Here is a 20126-nt window from a genome sequence, read left to right on the forward strand (position 1 = left end):
AACCTTAAAATCCATTGTGAATAGAGAATGGACAAGGTCCTTTCTAGATACGTAGTGGTTTTATATTGTTGTATTTCAAAACTAAGCATCCATTATTTTTCAACTTTTGATTTTAAATGAGTATAAAATTTTTGATATTGTACTCACTATTTATAGATTGTAAAATTCTACCCACTACAGTTGACAAAGAGCCATTCTTTTGAATGTTGGTTTCGTCGCTATTCATTATAGATCATGTGGGACTTTTTTGGTATCTGAAAAGGCCCTACAATCTCTATTTTGGGTTGTTACCCACTATAGAAATTATAGAGCCACAAAAAAGACAAATCCCACTATGAGATTTGTCTTTCGTTTTTGATTAAAGTTCGATATCTCCGAAAAGATCTGCCATTGAGAAACCAGTTTGTGTTTCTGGCAATTCGAAGTCACGTTTTTCTTGACGACGTGGACGACGTGGGCGTGAAGCGCGTTTTTCTTCTTGTCCTTCAGCTTGTGCTGGGCGCTCTTCAAGAGCTTTGATAGAAAGAGATACACGCTCGTCAGCTGCGTTCACATCAAGAACTTTCACGTTAACCACTTGACCTACTTGAAGTGCATCTTTTGGATTTTCAACACGTTTGTGTGAAATTTGAGAGATGTGAACCAAGCCATCGATACCTGGCAATACTTCAACAAAGGCACCGAAGTCAGTCAAACGTTTAACAGTTCCTTCGATAACGTCACCTTTAGCCAATTTTTGCTCAACACCGTCCCAAGGTCCAGGTACTGTAGCTTTAAGAGATAGGGAAACGCGTCCTTCTTCTTCGTTCAAGTCCAAAACTTTAACGTCGATTTCTTCACCAACTGTTACAACAGATTTAGGTGATACGTTACGCTCATGTGACAATTCAGTCAAGTGAACCAATCCGTCTACACCACCAAGGTCGATGAAGGCACCAAAGTTAGTGATACGAGCAACTTTACCAGTTACAACATCACCTACAGAAAGTTTACCAAACACTTCTGCACGAGCTGCAGCTGTTTCAGCTTCTACAACTTCACGACGTGAAAGGATGAAGCGGTTTTCTTTTGGATCCACTTCTTTAATTTTGGCATCAAATTCTTGACCTACAAAACGCTCAGTGTTACGAACAAAGCGAGTGTCAAGCATAGATGCTGGGATGAAACCACGAAGTCCTTCAAACTCAACTGCCAAACCACCCTTAACTGCGCGGGTACCTTTAACAGTGACAACTTCTTCTTCACGTCCAACCAATTTATCCCAAGCTTTGCGTGCTTCAAGACGTTTTTTAGATACAAGGTAGGTAACGGTATCAGTGTCTTTACCTACAACTTGACGAAGTACAAGCAACTCAAGTGTTTCACCTGGTTTAACCAATTCGTGAATGTCTGCGTCACGATCGTTGGTCAATTCACGAAGAGTCAAGACACCTTCAACACCAGTTCCAGAGATTGCTACGTTAGCTTGTCCAGCATCAACAGTCAATACTTCAGCTGTCACAACATCGCCTGGCTCAACTTGGCTAACGCTGTTTAGCAAATCTTCAAATTCGTTCATCTAAAAAATCCTCCAACAATCAAGTCAATACTTGATATACTTATAAAATTTCTTCCTAAGTACCGCACCGCTTCAACCGTCGCCTAGATATAAAGAAATAAAATATCCAAAGGATATTTTAGCTTCCTCTATCCAATAAGTAACCTAAGAACTGGGGTAGCTGGATTCGAACCAACGCATGAGGGAGTCAAAGTCCCTTGCCTTACCGCTTGGCGATACCCCAATAATGAGAAATGGAGAGAGAGGGATTCGAACCCCCGAACCCGAAGGAGCGGATTTACAGTCCGCCGCGTTTAGCCTCTTCGCTATCTCTCCGACATCAACAAAAATTATTATATCACACTATTCTCAGAATGCAAGCCTTTTATTTGGATAAATTATAACTTTCGATAACTTTTTCAATCGCTTGCTCCAATTTTTTGTGAAACTCCTGAACATTTCCATTGGAAACCAAGGCAAATTGATTATCCAACTCAGCAATTTCACCGACGACCTGCTTACCAATCAGCAATTGATAACCCTCAAAAGTCTCTGCTCCCACTTTTACGGAGTGGTCCTTTAACTGAATTTCAATTTTTTTCTCTTTCCGACTCATGATACACCTCACAATCTTCTATTGATTTTACACAAATCTTTTAAAAAAATCAAATCGGACTTGAAATTTAATAGGTAAAAATTTGACAAAAAGAACTCTTCCTTTTACTATAGGGCTATGGAAAGAAATCAAACACTTATGCAATACTTTGAGTGGTATCTTCCCAATGATGGTCAGCACTGGAATCGGCTGGCTGGAGATGCCCCTCATTTAGCCGAACTTGGGATTAGCCAGGTTTGGATGCCACCTGCTTTTAAAGCGACCAATGACAGCGATGTAGGTTACGGAATTTATGACCTTTTTGACCTAGGGGAGTTTGACCAAAAAGGAACCGTGCGAACCAAATATGGGACCAAGGATGAATACATCCAGGCCATCCGTATTTTAAAAGACCATGGCATCTCTGCCATTGCTGATTTGGTCTTGAATCACAAGGCCTCGGCTGATGGGCTGGAGTCTTTTGAAGTCATTGAAGTCGATCCTGAAGATCGGACCAAGGAGTTAACCGAGCCCTTCAGCATTAAAGGCTGGACCCACTTCTACTTCCCAGGACGTCGTGGTCATTACAACGACTTCCAATGGCACTGGTACCACTTCACCGGAACAGACTTCGATGCTGGTCGCAAGAAGACCGGTATCTACCAAATTGTCGGAGACAATAAAGGCTGGTCTGACGACAGTCTTGTGGACAACGAAAACGGCAACTACGACTACCTCATGTATGCCGACCTGGACTTCAAACATCCAGAAGTTGTTCAAAACCTCTATGACTGGGTTAACTGGTTCATCCCCACAACAGGAATCTCGGGTTTCCGCCTGGACGCTATCAAACATATTGATTCCTTCTTTATGAAGAACTTCATCCGCGATATTAAAGACAACCTCTCAGAAGATTTTTATGTCTTCGGAGAATTCTGGAATCCTGATGAAGAAACCAACACCAATTACTTGGAAGACACCGACTACCGCTTTGATTTAGTCGATGTTAAACTCCATTACAATTTCCAAGAAGCCGGTGAAAAAGAAGCCGACTTTGATTTGACCACCATCTTTGACGGCAGCCTGGTCAAAAACCATCCCGACTCAGCCGTGACCTTTGTCGAAAACCACGATACCCAAAAAGGCCAGGCCTTGGAATCTGTGGTGGCGGATTGGTTCAAACCACTAGCCTATGGTCTGATCTTACTCCGCCAGCAGGGCAAACCCTGCGTCTTTTACGGCGACTACTATGGTGTCCAAGGGACCCACGCCCAAGCCAGCTTCCAAGAAGTCTTGGATAAACTCCTCATGGTTCGCAAATACTGGGCCTATGGAGCAGAAACAGACTACTTTGAAGATCCAAACACCATTGGCTGGACACGAATTCCTGAAGAGTTAGACCGCAGCCCGCTAGCGGTCATTCTCAGCAACAAAGACGACGCTGCCATCTCCATGTTTGTTGGCACCCAATGGCAGGGACAAAGCTTTAGTGACCAACTAGGCCACCATTCAGATACCGTTCTAGTCGGCGAAGACGGCTGGGCCAACTTCCCCGTTCACGGCCGCAGTATTTCTGCTTGGACCCTGACTAGTGATTTATAAAATAAAAGGATATGACCTCGATGCATATCCCTTTTCTGCGTGTAAAAAAGGTGGGGGATTACTCCCACACACCTTTTCAAAAGCTTATTTTTCTTTTAAGATTTGGTTCAAAATCAAGGCCACAATGGTTCCTGTTGAAATTCCAGATGAGAAAATCATTTGTAGGGCCTGAGGCAAATTGCTAAGCAACTCTGGACGAACCGTTACCCCAATTCCCAAGGCAAAGGCTAATGAGATAATCAAAAGTTCTCGATCACCCATTTTGACAGTCGCCAAGGTTTTAACCCCTTGGGCTGCTACCAAACCGAACATAATCACACCAACACCACCAAGTACAGGTTGAGGCATGATTGAAATCAAAGCTGAGATTTTTGGAAAGACCCCTAACAAGGCCAAGATAATTCCCGCTAGAATCATCACTTGACGGCTGGCAACCTTGGTGAGGGTAATCAAACCAACGTTTTGCGAGAATGCTGTGTTGGGACCAGCACCAAAGATACCTGCTAGGAGGGAACCAACACCATCGGCTAACACACCGTTAGCCGCTCGTTCAGAGCTCATTTTTTGTCCAGAGGCTTCACCGATGGCCATCATAATTCCGACAGTCCCAATCAGCGATACCACATAGGCTGGAATGAAGGCCAAGATAGCGGATAGTTCAAAGCGGACACCAAAACCAAAAACATTTGGAAGGGCCACCCAAGCAGCATCGTTCACAGCAGACAGATCCACTTTTCCAAGAAAGACACAGAGGACATAACCGAACACCATCCCGAAGAAGACGGAAGCAGTTTTCAACATTCCTTTACCGTAGTGGTTGAGGAAGAGGGTGAAGAGCATCACAACAAAGGCAATGCTGACATTCTCAACCGAACCATAATCGCTCGAACCAACACCACCAGCAGCCCAGTCCATACTTACAGGCAACAAGGTAATCCCAATCAGGGTAACCACGGTTCCAGTAATTAACGGCGGGAAAAAGCGCATCAAGGGTTTGATAAAACGACTAAGGATGATTTCCACAAAAGATCCTGCAATGGTCGCTCCAACCACTCCGGCTAAACCGAATTGACTACCAACGCTAATCGCTGGATTGGCAAAGGTAAAGTCCGTTCCCATCATACCAGAAACACGCGCCCCAATCGGTCCCAAACCTTTCGATTGTAGGATGGTCGCTAGACCAGCGACAAAAATAGCGGCTGAAACGAGGGCTGATGTTTGTTCAACCGGAAGGCCCAAGGCCGAAGCGACGACCAAGGGAACAGCGATAATTCCTGCAAAGGCAGCCAGAATGTGTTGCAAAGCCAAGAGAATCGCCAGACCTTTGGGAGGTCTATCCTCAACTCCATAAAGCATCGTTGCGACTTCTTCTTTTTGGGTCTTGTGAGACATGGTCCCCTCCTTCTATTTTTAAAAAGAATAGACCCAGTGTAACAGAAAAATAAGAGAAATTCAATACATTTCCTGTAACAAACTTAATAAACGTTCGCTTTTTGCTTATTTTATTCTGTAAAAGGAACCATTTTCTTTAAAAAATCTGATATAATGGAAATATCTCATAAATGGAGGCTATCATGCAATTATTAGAACAGCGTATTTTACAGGATGGAAATGTCTTGGGAGAAAATATCCTCAAGGTCGACTCCTTCTTAACCCACCAGGTCGACTATCAGTTGATGAAGGAGATGGGCAAGGTATTGGCCGATGGTTACCGCGATAAGGGAATTACCAAGGTTGTCACCATCGAAGCGTCTGGTATCGCCCCAGCTATCTATGTTGCGGAGAGCTTAGAAGTTCCGATGATTTTCGCCAAAAAACACAAAAACATCACCATGACCGAAGGAATTTTGACAGCAGAGGTTTATTCCTTCACCAAACAGGTAACCTCAACCGTCTCCATTGCCAGCAAATTCCTCAACGAAAATGATCAGGTCTTGATTGTTGATGACTTCCTGGCCAACGGTCAAGCTGCCAAGGGGCTGATTGAGATCATCCAACAAGCGGGTGTAAGTATTGCTGGTGTCGGAATTGTGATTGAAAAATCCTTCCAAGATGGACGCCAACTAATCGAAGATCTCGATGTTCCCGTTAGCTCCCTCGCCAGGATTGAAAAATTTGAAAATGGTCAAGTCGTTTTCAAAGAAGCCGATTTGTAATCAAAAAAGAGATTCACTGATTGTCGTGAATCTCTTTTTTTGCTACTAGTAAAGTTCTATTTAACGAGCCTTCAGGGCAGATAGGATCTGTGTTCGAATATCCTCCACTCCTTCTGGTTGACCTGGTAGGAAGACCGTTGAATTACCAGCTTCCGCGAAGCTGTTTAGGGTATCCAAGTATTGGTTGGTCAAAAGGATGGACATAATTTGCTCCTCATTTAGACTGACCTGGGCATCCTTTAATTCCCGGATAGATTCAGCCAAGCCATCCACAATGGCCTTCCGTTGTTGGGCAATCCCGACCCCGTGCAAGCGATCTTTTTCAGCCTCTGCTTCGGCGGCGGTGACGATTTTAATCTTATCGGCTTCTGCCAATTCTTGGGCTGCAACCCGTTTGCGTTGAGCCGCATTGATTTCGTTCATCGATTGTTTGACTTCGGCATCTGGCTCAACCTTGGTAATCAGGGTTTTTACAATCTCGTAACCATAGGTAGACATTTCTTCTGCCACTTGATTTTGAACTTCCAAGGCGATTTCGTCTTTTTTCTCAAACAATTCATCTAGCGTTAATTTAGGAACCGAAGAACGAAGGGCATCTTCAATGTAGGACTTAATCTGGCTAACCGGCTTGATCAACTTATAGTAGGCATCAATTACATTGGACTCATTCACCCGATACTGAGTGGCAATATTCAAGGTCACAAAAACATTGTCCTTAGTTTTGGTCTCCACTACAATCTCACTCTGGAGCAGGCGTAGTTCAATCCGCGCAACCAAACGATCAATTCCCAAAGGCAACCGAACATGGATCCCACTCGTCGCCGTCTTCTGATAACGACCAAACCGCTCAACAATCGCTACCGACTGTTGACGAACCACATAAATCGAACTGAGCACCAACACCAACAGCAGCAATAAGAAAATCACTGACAGAATCAAGACTAAAATCATCTTCTTCCCTCCTTTTCCTACCATTCTATCATATTTCTATCTGGGCTAAAAGAAAAAAGGGGCTGGGACAAAAGTCTAGCCTCTCTCTTTATGATTAGCAAAATACCTTTGACGCAGTAGTTGATTGGCAGTTTCGTTCGCCTTTTAGGCTCCGAACCCGACCTAATCAACCTTGCGGGGGTGGGACTACGAACTAATTTTGAAAAAAATTAGTTCTGTCCCACTCCCCTCAAACTGATTTATTATGAAATAAGCGTAAGTTCCTACAAGTTCTTAATCAAAGGCTGACCAGCAGAGCTCCACCTGAAACCACAGGTGCGGAAAAATTCTTGAATCTTTGGTTCCAAAGTCTCCACTTGCAAGGCTGTCCCTTGTTCCTACTGTTTGATAAAGGCTTCAATGGTTTGGTAGAAACGGGCTCCCCTACCTTGCCGCAAATACTTTGGTTTGAGAGCTAGAAACAAGTCTAGTTTATCTCCTTGTGGCAGGAGACGGAAATAGCCTAGTAAGGCTCCATTCCAAATCACAACAAAGTACTTCCCCTCACGGGTAACAGGGGATAAGAGTTCACCTTTCATCTCCCCTAGAGAAAAAACGAACTCCGCAGGAAATAACCAATCCTGGATAATTTCCAAAGCCAAGTCCTGGGGCATGGGCATGACGTAGGTATAGTCCATTTTCCGAAAATTCTTGACCAGGTTCTTAATCCGTCGGGCCTGGATATCAACTTTCTCTGTTTGGTAGACATAGTCAAGATAGCCCTGTTGGTAACGAGGAATCATATCCGCTAAAATAAGTTGCACATCTGTCGGAAGACGAAGTAGGAAATTACTAAAACGAGGATTTTCAATCATTATTTTATCAGTACCGCTGCAGCCAAGGCTTTTTGAATAGCTACAACGCTGGTGTCACTCTTGAATTGTAGCACTTCTGCTGGTTCAGCCGCAGAAGAGATCCAGATTTTCAACTCCGCATCCAAATCAAAATGACCACTGGTTTCAACAGTAAAACGTGAGATAGATCCGTAGGGAATCGATTTATAGGATACTTTTTTACCGGTCATTCCTTGTTTGTCAACAAGAATCAAACGGTAATCGGTAAAAACAATCAAATCCCGGACGAGGGTGTAGGCCATCTCCACTTCTTCCTCTGCTAGGAGGATATTGTCCAACTCCTCTTTTACTTTTCGACTATCCTTTTCGCTCGCATTTCCCATCAAACCTGAAAAAATTCCCATTTCTGACTCCTTTAATTTTTTTATCCATTATAGCACACTTATCTAAGCCAACTGTTCTCCAACCTCTTCTCTTTCCTTCAAAGAAAGAAGAGCTTCTTGGACTCCAATGAGGCTGAGAAGTAAAAGTACGGTTAATAAGAAAAGATTAAACCAGATGGATCTGCTCTCTAAAATCGGCAAGTTCAGCAGAAAACCATAATTACCACCAGTCAGCACTGCCACAACCGCCATGGCTAGTGTTACCACAAAGGAATAGAAACCTAGATCTCGCTTGGTCAGCCATACATGCTCTGGCTGATGAGAAAGGTAGCTGACCGATAGGTAAAAAAGAAATTGGTGGAGCAGAACAAAACTAAGGTTGGTGATATGGAAAAACGGATAGGGGTAGAGCACCGGATAAGCCAGGGCTACGACAGGCCCCATCACACCAATATAAGCCCAGAATTGTTTAAACTTGGAGCCATCTGGTGAGACCAACAAAAACAACATGGCCAGCCGACAATGGTAAAAAGGGAGACTGGTCTTCCAGGAAAAATCGCGAAGAAAGAAAAATCCATACAAGGCTAGCAGAATCAAAATAAAGAGATTTTTGACAGCCTTCTCCCCCTTACGGTTACGCGCTGCCCAAAATAGCAGAGGGAGGCTCAGCACTAAACCAAAGTGTCCCTGCCAGCCCAAATGAGGAGGGTAATCAAGGGGGCTTGTTGAAAATAGTTGCGTTAGTAAATCCCCCATATCTTAATCTCCTTCTAAAGCCTCCACAATCTTAGCCAAGTTCATAGAGTTGCTGCCTTTTAATAAAATCTGATCCGCAGGTTGAAGATCTGCACAAACCGCCTGCGACAAATCTGCAAAATCCTTGGTTGGGTAATACAAAACCGAACCCAAGGGGAAAATCTCCGCAGCCAGTTTGGCCAGATTTTCAATCTCCTCACCGTAGAAATAAACACGGTCCAAGTCTTCTGGACTGAGGCTTGTAATCATCGACAGATGCAATTGGTCGGATTCCTGCCCCAATTCCTTCATATCTGCCAGGACAGCCAGCTTCCGCCCGCCCTCTTCGCGATCCAAACTCGCAAAGGTTTCAAGAATCAAACGCATGGCTGTTGGGTTGGCATTGTAGACATCTGAGAGAATAGCTGCTCCATTTTGGGCAGTCCGCCATTCTGTCCGATTTTTGGTCAGGGTAAGACTTTGGAAAGCTTCCGCGATTGCTTCCTCAGACACCCCTTCGGCCTTGGCTAAGTAGGCCGCGACCATGGCGTTGCTGGCATTGTATTTACCCGGCAGAGGAACTTGCAGGGGTTCTTGCAAGAAGTTCGTTTGGAATCCAAGCCAAGCCCGGTTTTCTTCCAAATTGCTAAAGCAGAGGTCACCACCCTCACCAAAGCGCTTAACTTCCACATGATCCGGAAGCAAGTCATCCAACATAGGATCTGCCGGTACTAATAAGAGGGATCCTGCAGGCATGCCATCTGCAATCTGCAACTTGCCTTGGGCAATCTCCCGACGATCTTTGAAAAATTCCAAATGCGCTTCTGCAACAATGGTAATCGCAGCTGCCTTAGGCTTGGCAATTTTCGACAGGAGCGAAATATCGCCCAAGTGGTCCTGCCCCATTTCTAACACCAGTTTCTCAGTCCCCTGGGGCATGTGAAGGATAGTGTAGGGAAGTCCAATTTCATTGTTGTAATTCCCTTGGGTTTTATAGGTTGAAAAGGTTGTTGCTAGCAGATGCGCCAGCATATCTTTGGTGGTTGTTTTCCCATTGGAACCGGTGACAGCCAAGACATCCACCTGACTTTTCTCCAAGACATAGGCTGCCAAGGCCTGTAGGGCTTCCAACACATCCTCAACCCAAAAATAGATTCCAGGGATGTCCAATTCCCTGTCAGATAAGGTTGCCAAGGCCCCTTGTTGAAAGGCCACATCTATAAAGTCATGGCCATCCCGTGCACCCTTGAGGGGCACAAATAAATCTCCCACAGTCACTAAACGACTGTCAAACTCAACCTTGGCAATCGCTTGATCTTCCTTCAGCACCAGCTGGTTTTTGGGTTGTAAAACTCTTTGAATTTCTTTGAGTGTTAGCATAATATCTCCCTATCTAATCTATTCGCATTTAAAAATAAAAAGACGGGGCAAGCCCGTCTTTTTGCTGGTGATCCTTTTCGAAAAAGATACTGATTCCTCACCAGCTCCTATTCGCGACCGCATCAATCCTTAAAAGAAATGCGCTTGCCGTTTGGCATAAACCTCTTTAGCCAAGTCTACTAGTTTCGAAATCAGGTCTTCATAGGAAAGCCCCATATTCTTCCACAGTAGCGGGTACATAGACCACTGGGTAAAGCCTGGCATGGTGTTCAATTCATTTAAGAAAATGTCCCCATCTTTTGTATAGAAAAAGTCACAACGAGATAGGCCAGTTCCACCTAGGGCATGGAAGGCTTTACGGGCTTCTTCTCGCATCTTAGCAGCCACTTCATCAGGGATTTGCGCAGGAATTGCCATCTCAATTTTATTATCAATGTATTTGGCTTGATAATCATAAAAAGCAACGTCTTTGACAACTTCCCCAGGTAGGGTAGTCTGGATATCTTGGTTGCCAAGGATAGCCACCTCAATCTCACGCGCATCCACCCCTTGCTCGATTAAAATACGGCTGTCATAACGCAAGGCTTCACGAATCGCCACCTCCAGTGACGCCCGATCTTCGGCTTTGGAAATCCCCACACTGGAGCCCATATTAGACGGTTTCACAAAGACTGGGTAAGACAAACGCGCCTCTGCCTCATCCAAGGCCAGGTTCAAATCATCGCCCTCAATAAAGGTCGTATACGGAACCTGCGCAATCCCTGCGGATTCCAAAATTCTCTTGGTTGAAATTTTATCCATGGCCATACTCGAAGCCAAGACACCAGTCCCGACATAGGGCATGCCCAAAATTTCAAAAAAGCCTTGAATCGTTCCGTCTTCTCCCATTGGTCCATGGAGCAAGGGAAAAATAACGGCACCCTCTTCATAGAGAAGACCGGGGTTAAGGGCTTCTAAGTCAGCCAAGCGGTCATTGGTCATCAATTTCTCAGAGGCATCTGGAGTTGACGTAAACTCCTGGGTCTTATAAAACTTCCCTGCACTGCTAATAAAGTAGGTCTTGACCTGGAAACGGTCATAATCTACAGCCCGCATTACACTCTCAGCCGTCAAAACGGAAACCTCACGCTCCGCACTACGACCTCCATACAAGAGAATTAATGTTTCTTTCATGTCTGACTCCTATAATTCTGTACGGTTTTCAATGGCCCTCAGCAGGGTCACCTCATCCGCATATTCAATGTCACTGCCAACTGCTAAGCCCCTGGCCAAACGGGTGACCTTGATGCCTGCTGGCTTTAAAATGCGTGAAATATACATCGATGTGGCTTCACCATCTGCGGTCGCATCGGTCGCCACAATCACTTCGGTTACCTGACCATCCATCAACCGGCTGATCAAGGATTTGAGATTAATATCATCTGGACTAACCCCGTTCATGGGAGAAATCAATCCCCCGAGAACATGGTAACGCCCATGGTACTCCTGAATGTTTTCCATGGCTGTCACGTCCCGACTGTCTTCTACCACTAAAATTTGTGTTTCATCCCGTGTTTCATCTCGGCAGATGGCACAAGGGTCATCATCTGTCAGATTACCACAGATGGCACAATATGTCAATTCACGCTTAGCTGCCAAGAGGTTTTTGGCAAATTCGGCCACCTCTTCATCCTCCATGCTAATGGTATGAAAAGCTAGGCGAGTGGCTGTTTTTTTACCAATTCCTGGGAGCTTGGAATAACTTTCGATTAATTTTGCAATGGGTGTGGGATAGAGCATGGCTCCTCCTTATTTTTTAGAATAATATAAATTCACAATGTCTTTAGTGATACTATGGCTAACGGTGGAAAGTAAATCGGTATTATGAGGGAAAACCACCGCAACCGCAATTTCGGGTTCGCTACTTGGGGCATAGGCGACGACATTGGTATTGACCGCGCGCACCTTACCACGGCTGACAAAGGTCTCAGCGGTTCCTGTTTTAGCCGCAATGCTAACCGCTGCTCCCTGGCCGACCGTTGCTCCGGTTGTAAAGGCAGAGCCTCCATAAACAACCCGATTCATCCCCTCTTGCAGGAGGCTCATATCCTCTTGCGAAATCGATACCTGATTAAGCAAGCGACCAGTCTTTTTCTCGATCTCTGAGCCTAGGCCACCATTCTCGTCATTTTCATAGATCCCTGCGACAATATGGGGTTGGATCCGCTGGCCACCATTGGCCAAGGTTGCTGCATATTGGGCCAGTTGCATCGGGGTGTAGTTATCAAACTGACCAAAGGAATTATTCATATAATCCGCAACCGTAAATTCAGCTGGTAAAAAGCCAAGCGATTCATTGGGCAAGTCAATTTCGGTTTTAACCCCCATCCCGTACTGGGCAAAGGCTGAGCGGATTTTCTCCATAGCTGGTTTCACAGCTTCTGGGCTATCCAAAAGAGCTGTTCCCAGCGGACTTCCCAAAATCCGTAAGGCCACCTGAACCATATAAGTATTCGATGAATATTCCAAAGCATCCAAAGCCGAAATCTCCCGTACACTACCTTCGGTAAACCAGGAATTAATTCCATAAACATTTTGATCAGCTAGGACTTCATTACCTGTCAGAGCCCCATTCTGCCAGCCAGCTGTGAGGGTGGCTGGTTTGACGACCGAACCTGGTACAAAAACATTGGTAATGGTCCCCAAAGAATCCGTCGCCAGATCATGACTTTCCAGATCCTGCTTAACTCCAGCCATGGCGAGAACTGAACCATCTTCTGGTTTCAAGACAACAGCATAGGCACCTTCCGTCTCCAGCGCCGCTCCCTTATCCATCTCCGACTGAAGGGCATTGCGTAAGATGTCCTCTACTCCTTGCTGGAAATCCAGGTCAACCGTCAACTTAAGGTTTTGACCTTTTTCGCCCTCTGACTTGGTCACTACTTTTTCCAGGTTACCATTTTTATCCAGATACAGTTCTTTTTCCGAACGCTTACCTTGGAGAACCTCTTCGTATTCTTTTTCCAAATAAGAGGTCCCAACTCGGTCATTGAGAGAATAGCCTTTCTTTAGGTACTCCTCAACCTCCTCAGCTGGAATCCCGGTTTTCTCACTGGAGACACTACCAACAATGCTGGACAGCGGCGATTCCAAGACCTTCCGTTCCCAGCTGGTGGAAATGGAAATCCCTGGGATGTCCTGGCTACTGGAGGCCACCAGGGCGACCTGTTCCGGATTCAAATCCTCTGTTCGGAGGTGGCCCGTTCCAAAACTGGAAATGGCATTAAGCTGGGTGAAGAGCAGGGCGATTTTTTTCTCCTCTGGACTCAGGTCTTCCTGCTTCAAGGTTACTGTCTCTACAGCATTGCGGTAGAGGTCTTTCTCCTCTAAAGGATTCCCCTCGCCATCCACTTTTTTATCTTTGGGCAGCTGTTCCACCACTTCCCGATAGACAGCTGGATCGGCCAGGTAGTAGTCTGCTAATTGGCGTTGACTCAGATCCTCGTCCTTGACCTCCGCCAATTGGTCAATTTTTCGAGCTGTTTCCTTCAAAGACTCGGCTGTATCCTGATTGCTGCGGGTATAGGAGACCACCTGCTTGCTTTCATTTTCGACCAAGGGCTTGCCTTGGGCATCATAGATTTGCCCGCGAACCGAACTGGCCTTGATGATTTTTTGACTGGCCATATTCATTTTTTCCAAATAAAAAGCCTGGTTAAAAACCTGCATATGGGCTAATCTGGCTCCTAAAATGACAAATATACCAAAAACCAACCCAAGGATTAAATAGAGTCTTCCAGGGATGGTTTGTTGCTCAATGACGGGCTTTTTTCTTCTCATTCTCTTCCTAGCACTTTCTTGAAAACTCTCTTCATTTTACCACAGATCCCTCAGCAAGTGGTCATCCCCACTTTAAATATTTCCCCTAAAAATCGCTCAAAAGAATCAAAAAACGCCCAGGCACAAAGCCCAGACGTTCCCCTCATACAAGATTAGTCTTGTCCAAGGTAGTATTCTTTCACAACGTTCAATTTGTCATCCAATTCGAACACAAGTGGTGGGAAGTTTGGAATTTCAACATCCATGATTTCATCATCTGACAATTGTTTGATGTGTTTTACAAGAGCACGGATCGAGTTACCGTGTGCTCCAACAAAGACATTTTTACCGTCTTTCAAAGCTGGTGCAATTTTATCTTCCCAGAAAGGAAGGGCACGTTCCAAGGTAACTTTCAAGTTTTCCGCATCTGGAATAACGGTATCATCCAAGTGTGCATAACGACGATCTGAGTGAGCTGAATGCTCATCATCACGGTCCATGTTTGGAGGCAATACATCGTAAGAACGGCGCCAAATGTGAACTTGCTCATCACCAAATTGCTCAGCTGCTTCAGCCTTGTTTTTACCAGTCAAACCACCGTAGTGACGCTCATTCAAACGCCATGATTTTTCAACAGGTACCCACAATTGGTCTGCTGCTTCCAAAGCAAGGTTGGTTGTTTTGATCGCACGTTTCAAAACAGAAGTGTAAGCTTGGTCAAATTCGATTCCAGCTTCTTTGATCAATTTACCAGCATCAATCGCTTGCTGAGTTCCTTTGTCAGACAAGTCAACATCTGCCCAACCTGTAAAGAGGTTGGCCTTGTTCCATTCTGACTCACCGTGACGAGCAAAAACTAATTTCACCATCTCTAATTCTCCTTAGGTATTATAAGTACTGCCAAGCAGTCCCCATTATTCTACTACACTTCCCAATCAAAAACAAGGGGCAAGTGAATTCTATCACGACATTTCCAGCTGTTCCCAGTAACTACCAAAATCTATTCAGCCTCCACTTACTGACACTCTGGACAGAAACCGTATACCAGAAGCTCTTGTTTTTGCAACTGATAGCCGGTCTGGTCTCTAACAAGGTCCGAAATATCCGGCAGCGGCTCTCCTTCAAAATCTGCAATCTTTCCACAATTTTCACAAACGATATTGATGTGCTCATGACCCATAAAATCATAATACCGCGTCTGATCATTTTTAATCTTGATTTCCGTAACCAATCCCTCCTTGAGAAACAGGTTGAGATTGTTGTAAACCGTTGCCAAACTAATTTGCGGGTAAACATCCATCAAATCCTGATAAATTTTCTCAGCACTCGGATGCTCATGACTCGTCATTAAATACTCCAACATCAAACGACGTGCCTCCGTCACACGAATACCATGATCTCGTAAATCTTCCAATATTCCCTCGAGCTTGTTCACCATATTTTTCCTCTGTTTATTCTACTAATTCCATTATATCCTAAATTCTTTTTTTGATTATGAAAATAGAAACATCTTGCAGTTCCTCCCAGCTAGCTTTATAATAAAAAGGTACATTGAGAAAGGTTGGTACTACTATGAGCAAATACCCGCAGCTCCTCAGCCATTTTCTGGACTATGTCCGGATCAACACACGTTCGGATGAACACGCAGAACGCATTCCATCAACCCAAAGCCAGGTTGACTTTGCCCTCACTGTCCTCAAGCCAACGATGGAATTTATTGGCCTTGAAGACGTCCACTACCTCGATAACGGTTTTATTGTTGGAACCCTCCCTGCTAATTCCACTAAATTCCCCTATAAAATTGGCTTCATTTCCCACATGGATACAGCCGACTTCAATGCTGACAATGTCCGCCCACAGGTGGTCGAAAACTACCAAGGCGGCAGCATTCCACTCGGTGACAGTGGCTATGAATTGAACCCCAACCAGTTCCCGCAACTCCAAAACTACCTGGGGCAGACCCTCATCACAACCGATGGCCATACCCTCCTAGGAGCAGACGATAAGGCCGGTATTGCGGAAATTCTCTCAGCGGTCGAATACCTGGTCGCCCATCCTGAAATCGAACACGCGGAACTCCGCATTGGTTTTGGCCCAGACGAGGAAATCGGGACCGGTGCTGATCGCTTTGATGCAGCCGACTTCAATGTTGATTTCGCCTACACCGTTGACGGTGGTCCGCTAGGTGAACTTCAGTACGAGACCTTCAGTGCTGCCGCAGCCCACGTTACCTTCAAGGGTCGCAATGTTCATCCCGGGACTGCCAAGGGACAAATGATTAATGCGATCCAATTGGCTATGGATTTCCACGGTGTCCTACCTGATGGCGAACGTCCTGAGTATACCGAAGGCTATCAAGGCTTCTATCACTTGCAAAAATTAACGGGTACGGAAGAGGAAGCACATGCTGACTACATCCTCCGTGACTTTGAAAGCCAAGGCTTGGCCAACCGCAAAGAAACCCTTCAACGCGTTGCCGGCCGTATGAATCGGAGCTGGGGTGAAGAACGAGTCATCGTGGATATCAAAGACCAGTATTCCAACATGCGGGAAGTCATCGAAAAGGATATGCGACCGGTCCAACTGGCTGAACAAGTCATGAAATCCTTGAACATTACACCAATTATTGAACCAATCCGCGGTGGAACAGATGGCTCCAAAATTTCCTTCATGGGCATCCCAACCCCAAACATCTTCGCAGGTGGTGAAAATATGCACGGTCGGTACGAGTTCGTCAGCCTTCAAACCATGGAAAAAGCCTGTGATGTCATTATCGGTATTGCCAGCCAAGAACTCTCACTCCCCCCTAAACCGTAACTAGCAACAGCAGCTAATGTGCATAATTCTAACCTACTAGCTGAACTTTGGAATCCTCACAAATCTGTTTTTGAGGATCGTGCTTCTATTGACAAACCTGTACCAGAAGGATATATACAGGATACAGCTCGTAGCTCCTATCCCAGCACTCCACTTACCGAGATCGACAAGAAGTTTAGTCCTCAGTTAGCCCGTGTTCCTTGTCGGGTAGAACCTGTCTTTGGTGTTATTGAAAACACTATGAAAAGCAATACTTTCCGAGGTATTGGTTTTAACCCAAGTGATTCATACAGAATTCAAAAAACTTCCAGAACCTTTGCTATACTAGGGGTTTCTGGAAGTTTTTGCTTTTGAATACTTGGGTGAGATATTTGATTGGATAAAAAAGGGGCCCTTACGATATCAGACTGCTTCCATTCTATAGTCATTTGAAACAAGAACAAGACAACAAAGCCTCCAGAAAATTGTCATAATCGGGCAATACTTTTCTAAGGTGTTTTTTCATATGAGCCCATGTGTTTTCAATGGGATTATACTCATGTGAGTAGGGGGGGAAGAGGCAAGAGTTTATGTCCTTGTTCTTCGCACAATACTTTTAAGCGACTCATTCTATGAAATCTTGCATTATCCAGAATGATAACGGATGGGCTGTCCAAACTAGCTAGTAAAAATTGTTGAAACCAGGCTTCGAAAAAATCACTGGTCATGGTATCTTCATAAGTCATAGGAGCTACAAGTTCACCATCTACCTGACCTGCAACTAAAGATATCCGTTGGAATCTTCTTCCAGATATCTTACCTTCTATCAACTGTCCCTTCAAAGAGCGTCCGTATTCCCGATAGAAATAAGTTTCAAACCCTGTCTCATCAATATAAACAGGAACTATATCCCTTAAATTATCCAATTCTTTAAGGAATTGAGCTACTTTTTCGGGATCTTGTTCGTAGTAGGTAGTTCTCTTTTTTTTCGAGTATATCCCATAGCTTTAAGAGCATAATGAATAGCTGTTGGATGACATTCAAACTCAGCAGCTATTTCAGTCAAATAGGCATCTGGATGGATTTCAAGATAACTCTTTAACTTATCTCTATCAACTTTTCTTGGGGTGGTTCCTTTAACTTGGTGATGAAGCTCTCCTGTTTTCTCTTTTAATTTAATCCATTGATAAATGGTAGTACGAGAAATTTGGAAAACAGTTGCTGCTTCAGAAATACTGCCAATATTCTCACAATATGAAAGAACTTTTTTACGAAAATCTACTGAATATGCCATAAAAATAGTATAGCACAAAGTGTGCGGTTTCTGTTTCATTCTACTATAATACTCAATGAAAATCAAAAATTACACTAGAAAGTGAGATGCAAACAGTACTAGAGTGCAGCAAGGCGAAACTGACAATAGCTAAATTTTATTTTTGAAGAGTATAACTCAAACGATTTTGAATGCAACGTAAGCGCCCAATAACAGGGTATATTGAAAAACCTCCGAGATTGTAAGCAGCTTGCTTTGAATCTCGGAGGTTTCTTTAACGACAATGCTCTTGTATTTGTTTTGCCCATGGTAAATAAGCCTCCAGAACATCCTTTTTTTCGAGAGTCTCCTCGTTTGGTAAATGTTCTAGTAGGAAGACTATGTATTTTTCACTGTCCATCTGGTGGAGTTTGGCTGTCTCAATTAGAGTCATGATAATCGCACTAGACTCTGCTCCCTCTGAACTCTGGGAGAACAACCAATTCTTGCGCCCCATTACTAAGGATTTGATAGCTCTTTCTGCCAAATTATTGGATAGAACGAGACGTCCATCCTCCAGTACAGTTTTGAATGTGGACTCATAATCCAAACTGTATTTGAGAGCACGGCCTAACTTGGATTCTGGTAGGACATACTGCTCCCGACACCATTCAAAGAATTCTTCCATCAAAGGACGGAGTTGTTCTTGTCGTTTTTGATGTCTCACTTCTAGGTCTAGTTCCTCCCACTGTTTCTCTAAGGCAAACATCTGGTCACAATAGCCTAATCCCTTTTTGGCTAGGGAATTCGAGTCCGCATTCTTAGGCGTCGCTTCAAAGAACTTCCGCCGAACATGGGCCCAACATCCCACCAGAGTGGCCTCATCTAAGGACCTATAGGCTGACCACATATCACAGTGAAGGTAACCTTTGAAATCATTGAGGACTTCCTTGGCAACTTGTCCATTGCGCCTTTGGTTGTGGTGATAGAGTATGATACCTTGTTCCTCATTTTTTCCAGATAGAAAAGTCCAGAAATAGGTCAGGTTGGTGTCACTTTCTAAGACTCTATAGGAGGTCTCATCTGCATGGAGAACAGATTGTTCTCTCAAGATATCTGAGAGTAGACTATAAAGAGGCTTTAGGTAATATTGAGCAGACTTAATATGCCAGTTAGCGATCTCTTTCCGACTAATTGGAAGACCTAGTTTTTCCCAATCGGATTCCTGTCTATAGTTTGGAACCTTCAAGTTAAATTTTTGGTGAATGGTATGAGCTATGATAGATGCAGACCCTAGACTATGGGCTAGTGGGGCTTTCGGCACAGGAGCTTTAAGGATTTTATCCTTATCTGACTTCTCACTACAAGTCTGGCATTTATAGGCATGTTGGATATGATCAAGCCGTTTGAGTTGAACAGGAATAAAAACTAGCTCTTGGCGTTTCAATTCTGTACCAATTTCTTTTAAGTCTCCATCACAATCTGGACAGACACATTCCTCCAAGCGATGGTGTACTTCCTCCGCTTGGAATTGATTCAGGATTGCTTGCTTGCGTCCTTTGGATTTGGCTCTTTTGTAAGTAATTGTTTCTGTTTCACCTGGGTAAGTCGAAATCTTCTTGGCTAGGTGTTTCCTCTTCTTCGAAAAGACTCATTTGGCCTGGTTGTACAATATTTTTTTCAGATGACTTGCCATATAGCTTTTGAGTGAGGTAGGCCACCTGTTCACGAAGGAGGGAGATTTCATCCGTCAGACTTTGAATGGTAGCTGCTTGCTTTTTAATAATTTCCAATAGTTCGTCCAAGATTCTATTCTCCCTTCATTAATACTTTGATTATACCCAAAAAACAGCCGTAATTTCAATAGAAATCACGACTGTTTGTAGTTTTTATGATGGGAGTAATGGAAAAACCTTTCATGAGCCATTCAACTTGTTCAGAATTCAGCTCTTTTACCTCCTTCTCATCAGAAGACCAGTTTATACTTAACAAAAATCAAAATCTGAATTATAATAGATATTATGGAATTCACACAAGATCAAATTAATGAATTAAAATCAGCTCTCAAAAATAAACAACTTTCTGCTTATCACAACCGTATTCAAGCA

General features: G+C 44.1%; 18 protein-coding genes, 2 tRNA genes and 1 pseudogene. 3 read left to right on the forward strand and 18 right to left on the reverse strand.

Features of this window, described 5'->3' with window-relative positions:
* Positions 1-358: 358 nt before the first annotated feature.
* The 4 genes from rpsA to HZY94_RS00820 all read right to left on the reverse strand — a co-directional run bounded on the left by rpsA (position 359) and on the right by HZY94_RS00820 (position 2153).
* A complete protein-coding gene (rpsA, locus tag HZY94_RS00805) occupies positions 359-1558 on the reverse strand; it encodes a 30S ribosomal protein S1 (protein WP_160332129.1) in 1200 nt (399 codons plus the stop codon).
* 151 nt (positions 1559-1709) lie between these two features.
* Positions 1710-1781 (reverse strand) — tRNA-Gln (locus HZY94_RS00810).
* A gap of 11 nt (positions 1782-1792) precedes the next feature.
* A tRNA-Tyr gene (locus HZY94_RS00815) sits at positions 1793-1873 on the reverse strand.
* Positions 1874-1922: 49 nt separating this feature from the next.
* Positions 1923-2153: a DUF2969 domain-containing protein gene (locus HZY94_RS00820; protein WP_179924576.1), complete on the reverse strand. Its 231-nt coding sequence runs from the start codon at positions 2151-2153 to the stop codon at positions 1923-1925.
* A gap of 117 nt (positions 2154-2270) precedes the next feature.
* On the opposite strand from HZY94_RS00820, the gene HZY94_RS00825 reads away from it, so the two are divergent.
* On the forward strand, positions 2271-3734 hold the full coding sequence (locus HZY94_RS00825; RefSeq protein WP_179924578.1) for an alpha-amylase: 1464 nt from the start codon (positions 2271-2273) through the stop codon (positions 3732-3734).
* A gap of 84 nt (positions 3735-3818) precedes the next feature.
* Here the strand turns inward: HZY94_RS00825 and HZY94_RS00830 are convergent, their stop codons facing one another.
* Positions 3819-5126, reverse strand: a complete 1308-nt coding sequence (locus HZY94_RS00830; protein WP_179924579.1) for a nucleobase:cation symporter-2 family protein — start codon at positions 5124-5126, stop codon at positions 3819-3821.
* 182 nt (positions 5127-5308) lie between these two features.
* Between HZY94_RS00830 and HZY94_RS00835 the strand changes: the two genes are divergently transcribed.
* Positions 5309-5890 (forward strand): xanthine phosphoribosyltransferase, encoded by a 582-nt coding sequence (locus HZY94_RS00835; protein WP_179924581.1) that lies wholly within the window; start codon positions 5309-5311, stop codon positions 5888-5890.
* Between the two features lie 60 nt (positions 5891-5950).
* Here the strand turns inward: HZY94_RS00835 and HZY94_RS00840 are convergent, their stop codons facing one another.
* The 10 genes from HZY94_RS00840 to HZY94_RS00885 all read right to left on the reverse strand — a co-directional run bounded on the left by HZY94_RS00840 (position 5951) and on the right by HZY94_RS00885 (position 15408).
* Entirely contained in the window at positions 5951-6841 is an 891-nt protein-coding gene (locus tag HZY94_RS00840; RefSeq protein ID WP_160332134.1) for an SPFH domain-containing protein, read from the reverse strand.
* A 377-nt stretch (positions 6842-7218) separates the two neighbouring features.
* On the reverse strand, positions 7219-7695 hold the full coding sequence (locus tag HZY94_RS10415; RefSeq protein WP_228064519.1) for an N-acetyltransferase: 477 nt from the start codon (positions 7693-7695) through the stop codon (positions 7219-7221).
* Entirely contained in the window at positions 7695-8078 is a 384-nt protein-coding gene (locus tag HZY94_RS00850; protein ID WP_179924582.1) for a PH domain-containing protein, read from the reverse strand. Before HZY94_RS00850 ends, HZY94_RS10415 begins: the two co-directional genes overlap by 1 nt.
* A gap of 42 nt (positions 8079-8120) precedes the next feature.
* A complete protein-coding gene (locus HZY94_RS00855; protein ID WP_179924583.1) occupies positions 8121-8813 on the reverse strand; it encodes a TMEM164 family acyltransferase in 693 nt (230 codons plus the stop codon).
* Between the two features lie 3 nt (positions 8814-8816).
* On the reverse strand, positions 8817-10172 hold the full coding sequence (locus HZY94_RS00860; protein ID WP_218925686.1) for a UDP-N-acetylmuramoyl-tripeptide--D-alanyl-D-alanine ligase: 1356 nt from the start codon (positions 10170-10172) through the stop codon (positions 8817-8819).
* 129 nt (positions 10173-10301) lie between these two features.
* A complete protein-coding gene (locus tag HZY94_RS00865) occupies positions 10302-11345 on the reverse strand; it encodes a D-alanine--D-alanine ligase (RefSeq protein WP_179924585.1) in 1044 nt (347 codons plus the stop codon).
* 9 nt (positions 11346-11354) lie between these two features.
* Positions 11355-11951, reverse strand: a complete 597-nt coding sequence (recR, locus tag HZY94_RS00870; RefSeq protein ID WP_160332140.1) for a recombination mediator RecR — start codon at positions 11949-11951, stop codon at positions 11355-11357.
* A gap of 9 nt (positions 11952-11960) precedes the next feature.
* Positions 11961-13991 carry a penicillin-binding transpeptidase domain-containing protein gene (locus HZY94_RS00875; RefSeq protein ID WP_179924587.1) on the reverse strand — a complete coding sequence of 677 codons (2031 nt, stop codon included), beginning with the start codon at positions 13989-13991 and terminating at the stop codon, positions 11961-11963.
* Positions 13992-14143: 152 nt separating this feature from the next.
* The gene (locus HZY94_RS00880; RefSeq protein WP_179924589.1) at positions 14144-14839 is read right to left on the reverse strand and encodes a phosphoglycerate mutase; all 696 of its coding nucleotides are present in this window, start codon (positions 14837-14839) and stop codon (positions 14144-14146) included.
* Positions 14840-14985: 146 nt separating this feature from the next.
* On the reverse strand, positions 14986-15408 hold the full coding sequence (locus HZY94_RS00885) for a Fur family transcriptional regulator (protein WP_179924591.1): 423 nt from the start codon (positions 15406-15408) through the stop codon (positions 14986-14988).
* A 134-nt stretch (positions 15409-15542) separates the two neighbouring features.
* Here HZY94_RS00885 and pepT point away from each other — a divergent pair, with 134 nt between their 5' ends.
* Positions 15543-16787, forward strand: coding sequence for a peptidase T (gene pepT / locus HZY94_RS00890; protein ID WP_179924593.1), 1245 nt, complete (start codon positions 15543-15545; stop codon positions 16785-16787).
* A gap of 424 nt (positions 16788-17211) precedes the next feature.
* Here pepT and HZY94_RS00895 read toward each other — a convergent pair.
* From HZY94_RS00895 to HZY94_RS00905, 3 genes and pseudogenes are all read right to left on the reverse strand, one after another.
* A pseudogene (locus HZY94_RS00895) lies at positions 17212-18060 on the reverse strand (IS630 family transposase).
* A gap of 253 nt (positions 18061-18313) precedes the next feature.
* Positions 18314-19633 carry an IS66 family transposase gene (gene tnpC / locus HZY94_RS00900; protein ID WP_179924597.1) on the reverse strand — a complete coding sequence of 440 codons (1320 nt, stop codon included), beginning with the start codon at positions 19631-19633 and terminating at the stop codon, positions 18314-18316.
* Positions 19614-19811, reverse strand: coding sequence for an IS66 family transposase (locus tag HZY94_RS00905; RefSeq protein ID WP_179924598.1), 198 nt, complete (start codon positions 19809-19811; stop codon positions 19614-19616). Before HZY94_RS00905 ends, tnpC begins: the two co-directional genes overlap by 20 nt.
* Between the last annotated feature and the right edge of the window lie 315 nt (positions 19812-20126).

The organism is Streptococcus danieliae (assembly GCF_013415245.1).
GTDB lineage: Bacteria > Bacillota > Bacilli > Lactobacillales > Streptococcaceae > Streptococcus > Streptococcus danieliae_A.

Excerpts from the sequence above, each read along its gene's own strand:
- HZY94_RS00885 (WP_179924591.1), bottom strand. The coding sequence starts at position 15,408 with ATGGTGAACAAGCTCGAGGGAATATTGGAAGATTTACGAGATCATGGT.
- HZY94_RS00860 (WP_218925686.1), bottom strand. The coding sequence starts at position 10,172 with ATGCTAACACTCAAAGAAATTCAAAGAGTTTTACAACCCAAAAACCAG.
- HZY94_RS00825 (WP_179924578.1), top strand. The coding sequence starts at position 2,271 with ATGGAAAGAAATCAAACACTTATGCAATACTTTGAGTGGTATCTTCCC.
- HZY94_RS00875 (WP_179924587.1), bottom strand. The coding sequence starts at position 13,991 with ATGAGAAGAAAAAAGCCCGTCATTGAGCAACAAACCATCCCTGGAAGA.
- HZY94_RS00855 (WP_179924583.1), bottom strand. The coding sequence starts at position 8,813 with ATGGGGGATTTACTAACGCAACTATTTTCAACAAGCCCCCTTGATTAC.
- HZY94_RS00865 (WP_179924585.1), bottom strand. The coding sequence starts at position 11,345 with ATGAAAGAAACATTAATTCTCTTGTATGGAGGTCGTAGTGCGGAGCGT.
- HZY94_RS00880 (WP_179924589.1), bottom strand. The coding sequence starts at position 14,839 with ATGGTGAAATTAGTTTTTGCTCGTCACGGTGAGTCAGAATGGAACAAG.
- HZY94_RS00835 (WP_179924581.1), top strand. The coding sequence starts at position 5,309 with ATGCAATTATTAGAACAGCGTATTTTACAGGATGGAAATGTCTTGGGA.
- HZY94_RS00820 (WP_179924576.1), bottom strand. The coding sequence starts at position 2,153 with ATGAGTCGGAAAGAGAAAAAAATTGAAATTCAGTTAAAGGACCACTCC.
- HZY94_RS00850 (WP_179924582.1), bottom strand. The coding sequence starts at position 8,078 with ATGGGAATTTTTTCAGGTTTGATGGGAAATGCGAGCGAAAAGGATAGT.
- HZY94_RS00840 (WP_160332134.1), bottom strand. The coding sequence starts at position 6,841 with ATGATTTTAGTCTTGATTCTGTCAGTGATTTTCTTATTGCTGCTGTTG.
- HZY94_RS00830 (WP_179924579.1), bottom strand. The coding sequence starts at position 5,126 with ATGTCTCACAAGACCCAAAAAGAAGAAGTCGCAACGATGCTTTATGGA.
- recR (WP_160332140.1), bottom strand. The coding sequence starts at position 11,951 with ATGCTCTATCCCACACCCATTGCAAAATTAATCGAAAGTTATTCCAAG.
- rpsA (WP_160332129.1), bottom strand. The coding sequence starts at position 1,558 with ATGAACGAATTTGAAGATTTGCTAAACAGCGTTAGCCAAGTTGAGCCA.
- HZY94_RS10415 (WP_228064519.1), bottom strand. The coding sequence starts at position 7,695 with ATGATTGAAAATCCTCGTTTTAGTAATTTCCTACTTCGTCTTCCGACA.
- pepT (WP_179924593.1), top strand. The coding sequence starts at position 15,543 with ATGAGCAAATACCCGCAGCTCCTCAGCCATTTTCTGGACTATGTCCGG.